The organism is Ancylomarina euxina, assembly GCF_003863355.1.
Lineage (GTDB): Bacteria > Bacteroidota > Bacteroidia > Bacteroidales > Marinifilaceae > Ancylomarina > Ancylomarina euxinus.
This window is the reverse complement of the sequence record NZ_QQWG01000006.1, coordinates 179,291-193,638: the sequence shown is the minus strand read 5'-3', so window position 1 is coordinate 193,638 and position 14,348 is coordinate 179,291. Positions and strand designations below refer to the sequence as shown.

The 14,348-nt window shown below is 37.3% G+C and carries 10 protein-coding genes and 1 tRNA gene; 8 read left to right on the top strand and 3 right to left on the bottom strand.

Annotated features, from left to right (window positions below):
- The first annotated feature begins 10 nt into the window (after positions 1-10).
- The 3 genes from DWB61_RS08300 (at position 11) to DWB61_RS08290 (ending at position 2,532) form a co-directional block, all read left to right on the top strand.
- Positions 11-673, top strand: a complete 663-nt coding sequence (locus DWB61_RS08300; protein WP_125030433.1) for an NAD(P)H-binding protein — start codon at positions 11-13, stop codon at positions 671-673.
- A 132-nt stretch (positions 674-805) separates the two neighbouring features.
- Entirely contained in the window at positions 806-1,798 is a 993-nt protein-coding gene (locus DWB61_RS08295; RefSeq protein WP_125030432.1) for an NADP-dependent oxidoreductase, read from the top strand.
- 29 nt (positions 1,799-1,827) lie between these two features.
- Complete coding sequence (locus tag DWB61_RS08290; protein WP_125030431.1) at positions 1,828-2,532, top strand: type 1 glutamine amidotransferase domain-containing protein; 705 nt, start codon at positions 1,828-1,830, stop codon at positions 2,530-2,532.
- A gap of 118 nt (positions 2,533-2,650) precedes the next feature.
- Here DWB61_RS08290 and DWB61_RS08285 read toward each other — a convergent pair whose 3' ends face one another.
- Positions 2,651-5,119: a PAS domain S-box protein gene (locus DWB61_RS08285; RefSeq protein WP_125030430.1), complete on the bottom strand. Its 2,469-nt coding sequence runs from the start codon at positions 5,117-5,119 to the stop codon at positions 2,651-2,653.
- 876 nt (positions 5,120-5,995) lie between these two features.
- On the opposite strand from DWB61_RS08285, the gene DWB61_RS08280 reads away from it, so the two are divergent.
- Positions 5,996-6,856 carry a YkgJ family cysteine cluster protein gene (locus DWB61_RS08280; protein ID WP_125030429.1) on the top strand — a complete coding sequence of 287 codons (861 nt, stop codon included), beginning with the start codon at positions 5,996-5,998 and terminating at the stop codon, positions 6,854-6,856.
- Between the two features lie 87 nt (positions 6,857-6,943).
- The gene (locus DWB61_RS08275; protein WP_317124881.1) at positions 6,944-7,444 is read left to right on the top strand and encodes a GNAT family N-acetyltransferase; all 501 of its coding nucleotides are present in this window, start codon (positions 6,944-6,946) and stop codon (positions 7,442-7,444) included.
- Positions 7,445-8,331: 887 nt separating this feature from the next.
- Here DWB61_RS08275 and DWB61_RS08270 read toward each other — a convergent pair.
- Together DWB61_RS08270 and DWB61_RS08265 are read right to left on the bottom strand one after the other, a co-directional pair.
- Positions 8,332-8,413, bottom strand: a tRNA-Leu gene (locus DWB61_RS08270).
- A gap of 382 nt (positions 8,414-8,795) precedes the next feature.
- Entirely contained in the window at positions 8,796-9,143 is a 348-nt protein-coding gene (locus DWB61_RS08265; RefSeq protein ID WP_125030427.1) for a hypothetical protein, read from the bottom strand.
- Positions 9,144-9,426: 283 nt separating this feature from the next.
- Here DWB61_RS08265 and mnmE point away from each other — a divergent pair, with 283 nt between their 5' ends.
- The 3 genes from mnmE to DWB61_RS08250 all read left to right on the top strand — a co-directional run bounded on the left by mnmE (position 9,427) and on the right by DWB61_RS08250 (position 14,095).
- A complete protein-coding gene (mnmE, locus tag DWB61_RS08260; RefSeq protein WP_125030426.1) occupies positions 9,427-10,824 on the top strand; it encodes a tRNA uridine-5-carboxymethylaminomethyl(34) synthesis GTPase MnmE in 1,398 nt (465 codons plus the stop codon).
- Between the two features lie 124 nt (positions 10,825-10,948).
- Positions 10,949-11,578 (top strand): metallophosphatase domain-containing protein, encoded by a 630-nt coding sequence (locus tag DWB61_RS08255; protein WP_125030425.1) that lies wholly within the window; start codon positions 10,949-10,951, stop codon positions 11,576-11,578.
- 51 nt (positions 11,579-11,629) lie between these two features.
- Positions 11,630-14,095: a DUF294 nucleotidyltransferase-like domain-containing protein gene (locus DWB61_RS08250; RefSeq protein ID WP_125030424.1), complete on the top strand. Its 2,466-nt coding sequence runs from the start codon at positions 11,630-11,632 to the stop codon at positions 14,093-14,095.
- The last annotated feature ends 253 nt before the right edge of the window (positions 14,096-14,348 follow it).

Genomic DNA, 14,348 nt, shown 5'->3' with positions numbered 1-14,348 from the left:
CAGAGTTGACATGGGAAAAACAGCCTTAATACTTGGTGCGACAGGATTGACTGGCAAACTATTATTGAATCGCTTACTAGCTGATGAAGCTTATACGTGTGTTAAAGTATTTTCACGCAAACCATTGGGGCTTCAACATTCAAAGTTGGAAATATTCATAGGTGATCTTTTGAAGCTAGCACATTTTGAATCTGATTTTAAAGGAGATGAATTGTTTTGCTGTATAGGAACAACAGCCAACAAAACCAAAGATAAAGATACATACAAACAGATAGATTTTGGAATACCCGTATCAGCTGCAAAATTATGCAAGAAGCATGGGATTGAAAGCTTTCTGGTTGTTTCTGCTCTAGGAGCTAATGCTGATAGTCGGGTTTTTTATAATAGAACAAAAGGGGAAATGGAACAGGCTGTTTTAATGCAGCATATCCCCAATACATATATTCTGAGGCCGTCTCTAATTAAAGGTTTTAGAGAAGAGCAGCGCCTAGGGGAAGCTATCGGAGCTATTGTAATGAGAATTGCTCAGGTCTTTCTGATAGGCAAGTATAAGAAATATAGGGCTATAGAAGCAGATACCATTGCCAAGGCTATGCATCGTTTGGCACAATCGAAACCGAAGCTTAAAATCATAGAATCGGATAAGATAGAAGAACTGGGAAGCTTCTTATAAGCATTCAGTTCTTTTGTCCATTTTTTTAATTAAATCTATGAATGAACGTTCATTAACTGCTGAAATGTTTTTACATTTTAAGAACATTTATCAGATGATTAGCGTATACAGTAATAAATTAAAAATAAACACATGAAAACAATACAATTAAATAAAAGACCTGTTGGAACACCTCAATTGTCAGATTTCAAATTGGTTAACGAGGAGCAACCACAAATAGCAGTAGGAGAAGTGCTTTTAAAAGCAGCATACCTTTCAGTTGATCCCTATTTGAGAGGACGAATGAGCGAAGGGAAGTCTTATATCGAGCCTTTTGAGTTGAACCAAGCGATGAGTTCAGGTATGGTGGCTGAAGTTGTTGGATCTAAGCACGAGGGATTCAGTAAAGGCGAGTTTGTGACGGGTATGCTGGAATGGAAAGAATATCAGAATCACAATGGTGAAGACTTGATGAAGCTTGATCCCAATATGGCCCCTTTATCCGCTTATTTAGGTGTACTGGGTATGACAGGTTTGACTGCCTACTTAGGTTTGACAGAAATTGGTAAACCCAAAGAAGGGGAGACTGTTGTGGTTTCTGGAGCAGCAGGTGCAGTTGGTAGCGTTGTTGGTCAGATTGCTAAATTATTAGGTTGCCGTGTGGTAGGTATTGCAGGTACCGACGAAAAAGTTGAGCAATTGAAAGCAGAATATGGTTTTGATGAAGCGATCAATTACAAAACAACCACAGATATGAATCAGGCCATTGCAGAAGCTTGCCCCAATGGTGTTGATGTATATTTCGACAATGTAGGCGGTGAAGTTTCTGATGGGGTGATGCTGAATGTGAATCGATTTGCAAGGATTATTGTTTGTGGGGCTATTTCACTTTATAACGCGACATCTATGCCTATGGGGCCAAGAATTCAGCCTATTTTGATTAAAAATTCAGTATTGATGCAAGGCTTTATTGTCTTCAACTTTCAGGACAAATATACTGAAGCTATTTCTCATTTGGCCAAGTGGTTGAAGGTAGGGGAACTGATTTCTACAGAAACAATAGTGGAGGGATTTGAGAAGACGCCTCAGGCTTTCATCGATCTTTTCGAAGGCAAAAACAAAGGAAAAATGATTGTTAAGATTTAATCAATTATAAACCATTAAATACAAATAGCATGTTAATTAAAACTGGAGTTATAAATATTTTATTTGTGCTGACCTCTCATTCTCAGATGGGGGATACCGGACATAAAACAGGATTTTGGATTGAAGAATTTGCCAACCCCTATTACGCTCTTGCAGATGCTGGAGTAAAGATTACTATAGCAACACCTAAGGGGGGAGTAGCACCTATCGATCCAACCTCGAATTTGCCTCAGAATGTAACGGAAGATACGGAGCGTTTTAGTAAAGATGAGGCTGTTCAGAAAATGATTAATGAAACAATAGCCCTTGCCGATATTAATTTTGAAGACTACGATGCTGTTTTTTATCCAGGTGGTCATGGACCGCTTTGGGATTTAGCAGAGGATAAAACTTCAGCGAAATTGATTCAGGATTTTTATGCAGCAAACAAACCAGTTGCCTTTGTGTGTCATGCTCCAGCAGCATTAAAACATGTGAAAGATGCAAATGGTGAGTTCTTAGTGAAAGGTAAGAAGGTTACCGGATTTACAAACGAGGAAGAGGAAGCGGTTCAGTTGACTAATGTCGTTCCATTCTTGGTAGAAGATATGCTTAAAGAGCATGGTGGTATCTACAGTCGTGGAAAAACTTGGGAGGCTTATGCTGTCCAGGATGGAAATCTGATTACAGGACAAAATCCTGCATCATCGGCTCTTGTGGCTGAAATCTTATTAAAAATGTTACAAAAAGATTAATTTGTTACTTATATTAAAAGAACAAAAGCCATTGTCTAAGTTGAACTTAGCAATGGCTTTTATTTCTAAAGATCTGTAGTCTTGTTTTTCAGTTAAAAAATATAGGTTTTTAATTGACCTAATTGGCGTTTAAAGCACTCTGTTCAATTCGAACGTTTGGATGGGTAAAATAAAAAGTTGAACCTTCGTTCAGTTTTGATGTCAATGATATTTGACCACCAATAAGTTCTACTAATTTCTTTGAGATAGATAAACCAATGCCCATACCATCGTACTTTCTAGAGCTGGTCTCATTGGCCTGGCGAAACATATCAAAGATACTCTCCTGAGTTTCATCAGAAATTCCAATACCTGTATCCTTTACATAGAACTTAACGAGCGATACTGATCCATTGTTATCTTTATAAAACCCGAATTCAACCTGACCTTTTTCTGTAAATTTTAAGGCATTTTTTAAGAGATTTAAAAAGATTTGTTTAAAGCGTTTGGGGTCTGTATTGATCATATACAAGGATGCATCTGCAGGGAGAACTAGTTTTAATTCAAGATGGGTTTTGTTTAAGGCATATTGCTCAGCTTTAATTAGATCTTTAATCTCGTAAAGAATAGCTGCTAGAGGGTAATCTTTACATTCGATTTTTATATTCCCAGATTCGATTGAAGAAATATCAAATAGATCTTCGACAAGACCCAGGAGTTGAAAACCACTCTGATTAATGGTTTTACAGAAATCAACTGCAGTTTCAATGGGTGTGTCAAGGTCTACCAATTGAGAGAATCCCAGAACAGCATTTAAGGGTGTACGCAATTCATGCGACATAGTCGCTAAGAAAGACGATTTTAATCGATCGGACTCTTTAGCTTGATATAAGGCTTTATGTAAATTATCTTCGTTTCGTTTTTTCTGTATAGAAATACTAATTTGATGTGAAATTAATTCAAGTACTTCCTTATCTTTCTCTGTAACAGTGTTTTCGTCGTCATAACTTTGAATGGCGAGTACACCAATAACCTTATCAGGCCCTTTCAAAGGCATTCCAAGCCAAATTTTAGAGGGTGCACCTAGTAGTTCCACTTCGCCTCTAGATGCCATTTCTTTCAGTTCTTGATGGTCTGCTAAAAGCGATGTGTTATGATCAACTACCCATCCAGAAATGGTTTTACCTTTTGGAAAAGATTCTATAGAATCTAATTCATCATTCATATAAGGCAAATGGAAGGTTTCGGTTGTGTCATCATATAGGGCAACAAAAAAGTTGGTTGTATTAATCAACCTGCCGAGTTCGAGACGTATGTATTCAATAAAGTCAAATAAGGTGTTATGCGTAAAAACAGCATTCGATATGTTGAGAATGATTTGTTGAATCGTTTGATGACGTTTTTGTTCGGTAATATCTTCTTTAACAGCGATAAAATGTGTAATCTCTCCTTGTCTATTTTTTAAGGCTGAAATAGAGGCAAGTTCCCAAAACAATTCACCGTTCTTTTTTTTATTCTGCAATTCACCTTTCCACTCCTGGCCAGACTTAATTGTTTTCCATAAATCCTGATAGGTTTCTGTAAAAGTGTTCCCTGAACTTAATAATCTTGGATTTTCACCTTTTACTTCATGCAGAGCATAGCCTGATAGTTTAACGAATTTGGGGTTTACAAACTCTATTTTCCCGTCGTAATCTGTTACAACTACTGATACAGGGCTTTGAATAACAGATTGAGACAAGATTTTTAATTCTGTTTCGGTTTGTTTCAGGCTTGTAATATCATTAATAGAGAGGAGTGAGACCGATTTGTTATTAAAAATGGAATTCTTAACATTTACAATAATATTTATTTTGGTTCCATCTCTTTTTACACCAATAGTTTCAAAGTGGTATTTAGTTTTACCATTGTACTGTCTGTCCCAGTTTTCTTCAGGAATAAAATCATAAATTGACATATTAGATAATTCGAATTCCGAATAACCCGTCATTTTTTCAGCTCTCTGATTGACCTCTATAATTTTATCTTCATCAAGAATGCAAACGGCTTCATAACTGGCATTTGCTAGCGTTTTGAATTTATTTTCACTATCTTCTAATCGGCTGATCATTCTGCAGCGATCGATAACAATTGCAGTTAGATTTGCTAAGCTTAAGATTAGACGAAGATCTGAAGTACTTGGGCTATGAATGGATTGATGATAGATCGCAAAAGTGCCTAATATTTTTCCTGAAGGATCCTTTATGGGTTGAGACCAGCAGGAGGCTAAATTGGCTTTTTGTGCTATTTCCTTGGCTTCTACCCAGTAAGGATGTGTGCTGATATCCTCTACAATGACTCTTTCGCCCGTATAGGCTGCAGTTCCGCATGATCCGATTCCAAATCCGACGGGTATTCCATGTACGGCCTTATTGTAAAAGTCTGGAAGATTGGGCGCTGCCCCATGTAATAAGTGCTTCCCTTCTTCGTCAATGCATAGTATAGCACAGATTGAGTCAGGAGCATAATCCTGGGCATTTTTAACAATTTTATTTAATAAAACTGTTTCTGGTGTGCCTTTATATAGTAATTCGAGTATGTTTGATCTTAGAGTAGAGAGTTCTTTCATTAAACTAAAATATCAATTTTTTTTTAATTTAATGTATGGCTTCTTTCTATTCCATGTTTATTTATATAAGATGTGGATAATTTGATTTTTTAATAAATAATCAGGTGTTTAGTCTATCAGGTTTGGAAGGATGAAAAATGAACGAGATTAGTTCTGAATGAGGCACCCATATTGACTTATAAGTTATATGATCGCCAAACCCGAAAATGTATAATATGCATACTAGTAAGCAAGTTGTTTTGTCCGTCATTATTTGGCCTGTGACATATTTTTTATCTTAAGGATACAGAATTCGGATCGATGGATGAGGCCGTGAGTCTGGCTATTCAATTGCCACTCTTATTGGGCGATGCTGTAAAGAATTAAAAGGTCTATTCTTGTTGAAAAAAATCAGTGTTAGATTGATTTGCTGTAACATATACTCCTCTTGTTGGATCTAATTTACTCTGTTGCTATATCTCGAGATTAAACCAAAATGACGAGACCATATGCGGCTGTTCCATAGACGGTCAGTCGGCATTTGAAAACTGTTGCGGAGTAAATAAACAACAGCTGAATCATAAAACATAGATCAACTAAGGGCCAGGTGGGCATTGCATCACATGTTAATTGCTATTAAGCCAACTATCGCGAATTCATGAAAAATAGGAAATATCATTTTATGGAATTTGATAGCTTTGTGATTTTAAATAATGTTTTAATAATTTTGCAATTGATTAACTATTTGACTTGTTGTTGGTAATCCCATTTAAAGATCAAGCCAAGTTGACTGAGTGTTTTTATGTGTCTGACAATCAGTGTTGAAATGAGTGTGTGGGGCTTGCGACAAATACAAATAGGTATCATAATTGTAATATCAAAAATGAAGCAATAAAAATGCAAACAAACAAACTTAGTATTCAAGATATATTACCTCTTACTTGCTCACGAACTGGAACTTGCTGCCATGGGAACCAGGTACTGATTAATCCATGGGAGTTGCTTAGTCTTGCCAGAGAGAAAAAAATGGCAGCTAGGGAATTTCGTGACCTTTATTGTGAGTACGGAGGGATTCGTTTGCGCTTTAACGGAAAAGCAGATTGGAGGGAGAAACAAGCATGCTCTCAATATGTCGATAATTTTGGATGTAGTGTACATTTAGGGCGTCCACTTGCTTGTCGCTTATATCCACTAGGTCGTCAAATTCAAAGTAAAGAAGTTCACTATATGTACCAAGGAGATGAATTTCCTTGTATGGAAGGATGTCCTGAAGTTTTAGGATTACCTCATTTGAGCGTTGGTGAATATCTTAAAGGCCAGATTACAGATAAGTTTGAAAAGGCTCAGGATGAATATTTAGAACTGATGCAAAATATAGCTGATTTAGCATTTGAATTACTGCTGGATACGGGCTTGGCTGAATCTGGAGACAAGGCAACATTAGCGCTATGGAGAAAAATGGGCAATGAGCTTCCAGAAGTATTAGCAGACAGGTTAGGAGATGAGTGGGGCGATTGTTTGATGATTCCTGAAATTTCTGATGATGATCCTATTGCATTTGTTCGAAAACATAATGATCTACTCCAATTTAAAGCACAAGAAAAATTTGGAGCCTTGCCAACAAATCAAGGATTACACGAAGCTTCTGTTTTAATGATGGGAGTTGCATTACACCTGGCTCGTGGCTTAGGTGCAAATCCACAAATTCTTGCTGAACATTGGATAGATATTGCAAAGAGTCATGGGGCTGAGGAATAGTACTCGGGATGATCTGTTCAGATGAAGGAATGATTTGTTAAAGGAGGAAATTCAGACTAAGTCTAATTTTATGAATTAGTATTTACAATAAAACCTTGTACATCATCTCAAAAGCATATTATAACGATAATAAGAACAAACTCCAGAAATCAGGAATTTAAAAAACTCGTTAATTTACTGAATTCGGATCTTGCAAATAGGGATGGTGAGAATCATCCCTTATCTCAATTCAATGTAATTGATGATATAAAGCATGTTGTTTTGGCTTATGAAAATAATGAAGCTATAGCTTGTGGAGCCATCGAAGAATTTGATTTGAATACTATGGAAGTAAAGAGAGTGTATGCCTCTCCCGAAGTAAGAGGGAAAAAGATTGGAACTCATATTCTGCTTGAATTAGAGAATTGGGTAAAAGAATTGGGATACTCTAGGTGTATATTATTCATAGGCATGAACCAACCCGAGGCGAAGAGGCTTTATGAAAGGAATGCTTATATGCAGATTCAGAAGTATGGAAAGTTGGCAAAAATAGCTGACTGTCTTTGTTTTGCCAAGTGTTTAGGATCAGGTGCAAAAGTTGGGTCTTAGTGCAATAAATATATTTCCAAGGGTGATTTTGTAACCATAGTAGGATGCAGATTAAAATAGGGAATATGTGTTAATCTTTTCGCTCAAGCCGCTGGGCTCTTACTTTTTTCTTCGATAAAAAAGTAAGCAAAAAATCAAGTCAGCCTGATCCTTGTTTTTATTCTGTAGAAACAAGATTATCACGCCTCACGGCAGGCTGACGACTCCCGCTCAACCCTCACTATAAGTATCTTCAAGTTAATCTATTGAATTAACTTCACAGATCAATCTCGTGCTAAACAAAAACTTGAAATGATGTTTGGACTAAGCTACCTCTGAGGTATGGGGGCTTGGATTTGCAAGATAATTGAACGCACCAGACACCGACATCAGCAACGCAGGTGGGGTACCCATAAGTGAAAAAGTCGTTAAGAAAAGAATACTGTGTGATCGAGGGACGAGAGAGTTTATTCTTTTTAGACTTTGAGCTGTCATGGGTCGCCGAGTGCTGCAGTCGGCGGACTCTTTGCCTACTTTCTCGACTGCAGGAGAAAGTAGGAGCCTAACGGCTTGAGTGAAGCTAATTAGGAAAGAATAACTTTTCAGATCTATAAAAAAAACTTGTCATCCTCATCACCTTCAGGTTGTATACAACATTTAATACTGAGTGTAAATGCTATCGCTAGATCTTTAAATTCAAAAAAGAAGAATTCAGAGGTTGGTTTCATCCTTTGCCGGTTAACAAAAATACATGCTTAATTAGAACGATTCTTGAATCAGACCCAGAAAATGTAACTGATCCAGTGTTTATGAAAAGAAGATAGCTAGCAAAATCCATTTATAGGGGATCAAGTCGAAAAGTTGTGGGATAAAAAAAAGGATCAACACTTTTGTGTTGATCCTTTTTGTGCGGATGAAGGGACTCGAACCCCCACGCCTCTCGGCACTAGATCCTAAGTCTAGCGCGGCTACCAATTACGCCACATCCGCGTTTCTCTCTGATTGCGATGCAAAGATGGTGTGTTTTTTTATAAGCTCCAAATGTTTTTTGAAAATAAATCCCAAAAAGATCAATGTTTATAGGGTGTTTGGAGTTAAGTGTCTGTGAAGTAGAGTTTAATGACTGATTTTTTTTTGATAAACTTTTCAGGTAAATTGGAAAGTGAAATCACTCCTGTTTGAATGAAAATATTCTAAGCCTAAGCTAAGGGCTTGAGTCATAAAATTATCAAGTTGTTGATGGTCACTGAGCGGAGTAAAAGTGATCGATAACCGAAAACTGACAAGCCCAAAGAACCAACCACAGATTAACACTGATTTTCACAGATTAATTTCAATATGGATACTTCTCCAGATCAATCGGGATTATCCTTTATATCATCTCCATTACAAACACACCAAAACACTCGTGATCGTCGTAAGAGTGACCCACAATTTGGTTCTTATCATTCAAAATACCTTCCCAACAATCCAGGTGGTATTCGATCTCCTCTTCAGCATCCAATATTTCAACTACTGTGCCTGTCATCTTTAATCGTTGGCCATCAAAGGTACCTTCCACCTCTTGTTGCACACGAAAAGGCGTGTCGCCTTCGATTCTTTCAGTATAAACTAATACTCCTTTTAGATTTTCGCCTTCCTGAGTAAACTCAGCAAAGCCTTCATCTTTCCCAAATCCAAAATCTTCATTGAATGACCAGCGGCCTGTAATATTCTTCATTCTTGTTCGTATATCAAATTCATAAACTGAAAACAAAGGTAGAGGAAAAGTAGAATGTTGCAAAAAGCCTGTAAAAGCTGCTTTTGATTTGTATCAATTCTTTAATTTTTCTGGTGCTTATAAGGGCTGGGAAGCCATTGCGGCAGGTATGGGTAATTCATAATTCATTATTCCTAACTCATAATTCATAATTCCTAAATTCTCAACTATCTTTGTAGACTCTAATATTGAACAATGATATGAGCTTATTTATGAATTGTTCATTCCTAATTATTAATTGAACATGATCGATCAATCAACTATATGTGCCATTTCTACAGCTACAGGACATGGTGCCATTGCCATTATCCGACTTTCGGGTGAGAAGGCTTTAACAATTTGTGACCAAATATTCCAATCGAAAACAAATAAGCTTCTTAGCGAACAAAAGGCTAATACCGTTCATTTCGGTAACTTGATGGATGGTGAAGAAATTGTGGATGAGGTTTTGCTAACAGTTTTTAAAGCGCCATATTCCTATACGGGAGAGAACAGTGCTGAAATAGCCTGCCATGGTGCACCCTATATACAGCAACGCATTTTACAGGTCTTGCTAAAGGCTGGTGCCCGAATGGCCAATCCGGGTGAATATACCCAGCGTGCTTTTTTAAATGGGAAGATGGACTTGTCGCAGGCTGAGGCTGTGGCCGATTTGATTGCTTCCTCTTCGGCATCGGCCCATAAGGTTGCTTTACAGCAAATGCGCGGTGGCTTTTCCAATGAGATTGCTAACCTACGTGGACGATTACTTCATTTCATCTCAATGATAGAGCTGGAGCTCGACTTTGGTGAAGAGGATGTGGAGTTTGCTGACAGAACCCAATTGCAGGCTTTGGTGAACGAAATTGAAAACATCATCAATAAATTGGTGAATTCCTTTGAGCTGGGGAATGCCATTAAAAATGGGGTTCCCGTTGCCATAGTAGGGAATACCAATGTGGGAAAATCAACCCTTTTGAATGCCTTGCTAAAGGAGGATAAGGCCATTGTTTCGGATATTGAAGGGACAACCCGCGATGTGATTGAGGATACCATCAACCTGGGCGGTGTGACCTTCCGATTTATCGATACGGCAGGTATCCGTACCACCCTCGATAAAATTGAGAATATGGGTATTGAGCGTACCTTCCAGAAGATGCGCCAGGCTCAAATCGTGATGCTTTTGATCGATGCTAACCGTCCGGTTGATATGTTGAACGAATCTATCGCAAAAGTGAATGAGACCATCGATCGAGATCAACAGAAATTGATTGTTTGCCTGAATAAGATTGACCTGTGTAAGGATACCGAAGCATTGAGCAAGCAACTAATTGGCTTGAATGAAGAAGACAAGTTGATGTTTATCTCAGCCAAAGAACAAATCCATACCGACGAGCTGGCTACTGAACTCTTGAAAGTGGTGAATATGGATACCCTGAACGAACAGGATGTGATTGTGACCAATGCCCGCCATTTCGAAGCCCTGAATTCTGCTCTTGGCAGCATCCAGCGCGTAAACGACGGTTTGGTCAACATGATCCCAACCGACTTCCTGGCTCAGGATATTCGCGAATGCCTGCACTTCCTGGGTGAGATCACAGGGAATATATCTACGGATGAGGTTCTTGGGAATATATTTAAGAACTTTTGTATCGGAAAGTAGGTTTTGGAGATTGAATAGAAATATATTTAAATTTAAGGTGGTTCATAATGTGGATCACCTTTATTTTTGAATCATAAATGAAATGAATAACTTCGAAATCTAAATTTAAGGATAAGAAAAGGATATGAGAATAATCTGTATCTCGGATACACATGGTAGGCATCAAGATGTAAAGTTGGCAGAAGCTGATATGATTATTCATGCTGGTGATATGAGTGAGATGGGGACTAGAGCGCAAATCACCGATTTTTTAAATTGGTTTTCATCTCTCGATTATCAGTATAAAGTGTTGATTGCTGGTAATCATGATTTCTTTTTAGAGCAGGCCACATCGAAAGAAATTAAAAAAATGATACCCAAAGGGGTGATTTATTTGAATGATTCCGGTGTTGAGATAGAAAGCCTGAAGTTATGGGGATCGCCGGTTCAGCCCTGGTTTTATAATTGGGCCTTTAATCGTAGTGAAAAAAGTATTTGTAAACATTGGAATGAGATACCTGATGATACCGATATTCTGATCACCCATGTGCCACCACAGCATATTTTAGATCAGAACAGGAGAGCAGAGTCATGTGGTTGTCCACATTTAACAGTAAGAGTTGAAGAGGTGAAGCCACAATATCATATCTTTGGGCACATACACGAAAGTTATGGGATTCTTGAAAATAATGGAACTACTTATGTCAATTCGAGTAATCTAGATTTTTTATACGAATATGCAAATCAGCCCATCATCATTGATGTGAATCCATAATAAACATCTTATCTTCAAGTTCAAATTATTATCTGTAATATATGTCTTAGTATGAATGATTTAAAAGGCAATAGGTTTATTTATAGTATAGTCGCACCGACACTACTCGCTATAAGCATGTTTATCGTATCATTTTATGTGATTATTATTCCTTTGTTTGAGGATAGTATGATGGATCGTAAAAAGGAGATGATTCAGGAGTTGACCAATACAGCTTGGAGTGTTCTGTCAGAAAATAACGAAGCTTACAAAAAAGGGAGACTATCAAAGGAGGAAGCTCAGCAAAGAGCTGCCGAACAAATTGGGACGATGCGGTATGGAAATGAACAGAAGGATTACTTTTGGATCATCACTTCAAGTCCTAAAATGATTATGCACCCCTACAGACCTGATTTAAATGGAAGTGATCTGTCCAACTATGCCGATAATCATGAGAATAAACTTTTTGTAGATGCTGCCCAATTGGTGAATGAAAAGGGAGAAGGTATTATTCAATATTACTGGCAATGGAAAGATGATGCTTCAAAGGTTGTGCCCAAACTTTCGTATGTAAAAGGTTTTAACGATTGGAATTGGGTTATAGGCACCGGAATTTACTTGGAGGATGTTAAGCTTGAAATTCAAGAATTAAAAAAGTTTTTATTAAAAGTGTCCTTCGTTATCATTTTACTGATTGTTCTTATTCTGATTTATGTATTACGACAAACCAAAATTATTGAGGAGAAACGAGTTCAGGCAGAGAAGAAATTAAGATCATCCATACAAAAGTACAAGAGTCTGGTAGATGCCTCTACCGAAGGCACACTTATGCTAGTAAACAAAAAGGTCACCTTTGCAAATGAGAAATTCATTAATTTATTAAATAATGAAGGTGCTGAAATTATAGGTTCCGATTTTTCAAGTTTATTCAAAATGACCTGGGAGGCATTGGTTGCAACCATTGAGAATCCCAATAAATCTTATATACTCGAAACAGAATTGATTGACGCAAGAGCTGGCATGCACAATGTGATCATTTCTCTGACTCAGATTACCCATTCTGGCCAAATTGGCTATATCCTTGTCGTTAGAAATGTAACAGAGAACAAACGCTTACGTTTGGATGCTCAGAAACTTTCAGATGATATTCAATTGTCTTTGCAACTGATGAATCAGCCTGTTCTCAATTTAATCAATAAGAATGTGACCTGTAGCCTAAGCAATACCATTAATGAGGTTGCAAGAATCATGACTGATAATCGATCGAAATTGATTTGTGTGAAGGAAAAGGAGGATATTATTGGTGTGGTAACCGATACCGATTTGAGGAGTCGTATTTTGGCCAAAGAGGAAGCTGCAGATAAGCCCATTTATGCCGTAATGACTTCACCCGTAAAAACTATAAAGCAGGATGCGCTTTTATATGAGGCTGTTCTACTGTTTGAACAAGAAGATATTACGCATTTGCTGGTTGAGAATAATTACGGAAGTATTATTGGAAATATTAGTAATCAGCAATGTTTGGAAATGCAACGCAATTCCTTAAGTTATCTAATTCGTGAGATTGATGCCTGTTTCGTTATTAGTGACCTGAAAAGAATCTACAATAAGGTTCCCCTGTTAATTCAGGCAATTTTTACCAGCACCGATAATATCAATAGTGTTTCGCGCATTATCACCTCTATAGCCGATGCGATCAATACGAGAATAATTGAAATGGCTTTGAAAGAAGTGGGAGAGCCCCCATGTGAATTTGCTTTTGTAGCTATGGGCAGTGAAGGACGCGGGGAGCAGACTTTAAAAGCTGATCAGGATAATGCCATTATTTTTGAAGTTCACACCGAAGAGAATAAGAGCTACTTTTTACGCTTATCCGAAATCATTAACGAAAATCTTCATGCAATTGGTTATTCCAGATGTAAAGGTGATTTGATGGCTGGAAATCCGGAGTGGTGTAATGCTCTTGATGTCTGGAAAGATTATTTTTCGAATTGGATTGATAATCCTGATATGTCCAATGTTTTGGATAGTTCCATCTTCTTCGACTTGCGTTTAATTTATGGAAATGATCGATTGGTAAATCAGTTGTTTGATCATGTTTACGCTACTCTAGATGGGAATATGACCTTCTTTAATCAACTGGCTAAAACGGTGATTCGAAAGAAACCTGTTATTGAGAATAAAAAAGTGAACCTAAAGCAGTTTCTACAGCCCATTATTGGTTATTTGAGAATTCACGCCCTTTATCATGCGATTCCAGAAACCAATAGTTTATTGCGATTGAATCAATTGATGGCTCATTCTGTGATTCCTGAGAAGACAGGAGAGGAGATTGAGAAGATTTACAATTTCTTAATGCATTTACGCATTAAATGTCAGGTTGATTTACTTCTTGATAACGATTGGCCCGATAATACCGTTTTGTTAAAAAACTTAACTGATATAGATCAGCAGACCTTAAAAACTATATTGAGTGAAATTTCAAAACTTCAGGACGATTTACAGAAATCTTTCAAGATTTCGGAGTATCAGCAATAAGATCTAAGGATATTTAATGAAATAATCCATAAGCTTTGTTTTTTAATTAAGACAGGGCTTTTCTTTTGTTCAACATTATATATCCAGACAGGTCATTTTAAATTCACAATATATCATATAGTAAGATGTGGAGCTTTAAAATTTTGATCTCTAATTTTGTGATTATGGCAAGTGAGATGTATAGAAGCTGATACAGAGAGCTTATGCTTCATTTCATAGTTAATCTTGGAAATTGCCGATAAATTAATAGAAA

What these genes read in the sequence shown, in the direction of transcription:
- mnmE (WP_125030426.1), top strand. Translation starts at nt 9,427, where the DNA reads ATGATCGATCAATCAACTATATGTGCCATTTCTACAGCTACAGGACAT.
- DWB61_RS08295 (WP_125030432.1), top strand. Translation starts at nt 806, where the DNA reads ATGAAAACAATACAATTAAATAAAAGACCTGTTGGAACACCTCAATTG.
- DWB61_RS08300 (WP_125030433.1), top strand. Translation starts at nt 11, where the DNA reads ATGGGAAAAACAGCCTTAATACTTGGTGCGACAGGATTGACTGGCAAA.
- DWB61_RS08285 (WP_125030430.1), bottom strand. Translation starts at nt 5,119, where the DNA reads ATGAAAGAACTCTCTACTCTAAGATCAAACATACTCGAATTACTATAT.
- DWB61_RS08290 (WP_125030431.1), top strand. Translation starts at nt 1,828, where the DNA reads ATGTTAATTAAAACTGGAGTTATAAATATTTTATTTGTGCTGACCTCT.
- DWB61_RS08265 (WP_125030427.1), bottom strand. Translation starts at nt 9,143, where the DNA reads ATGAAGAATATTACAGGCCGCTGGTCATTCAATGAAGATTTTGGATTT.
- DWB61_RS08255 (WP_125030425.1), top strand. Translation starts at nt 10,949, where the DNA reads ATGAGAATAATCTGTATCTCGGATACACATGGTAGGCATCAAGATGTA.
- DWB61_RS08250 (WP_125030424.1), top strand. Translation starts at nt 11,630, where the DNA reads ATGAATGATTTAAAAGGCAATAGGTTTATTTATAGTATAGTCGCACCG.
- DWB61_RS08280 (WP_125030429.1), top strand. Translation starts at nt 5,996, where the DNA reads ATGCAAACAAACAAACTTAGTATTCAAGATATATTACCTCTTACTTGC.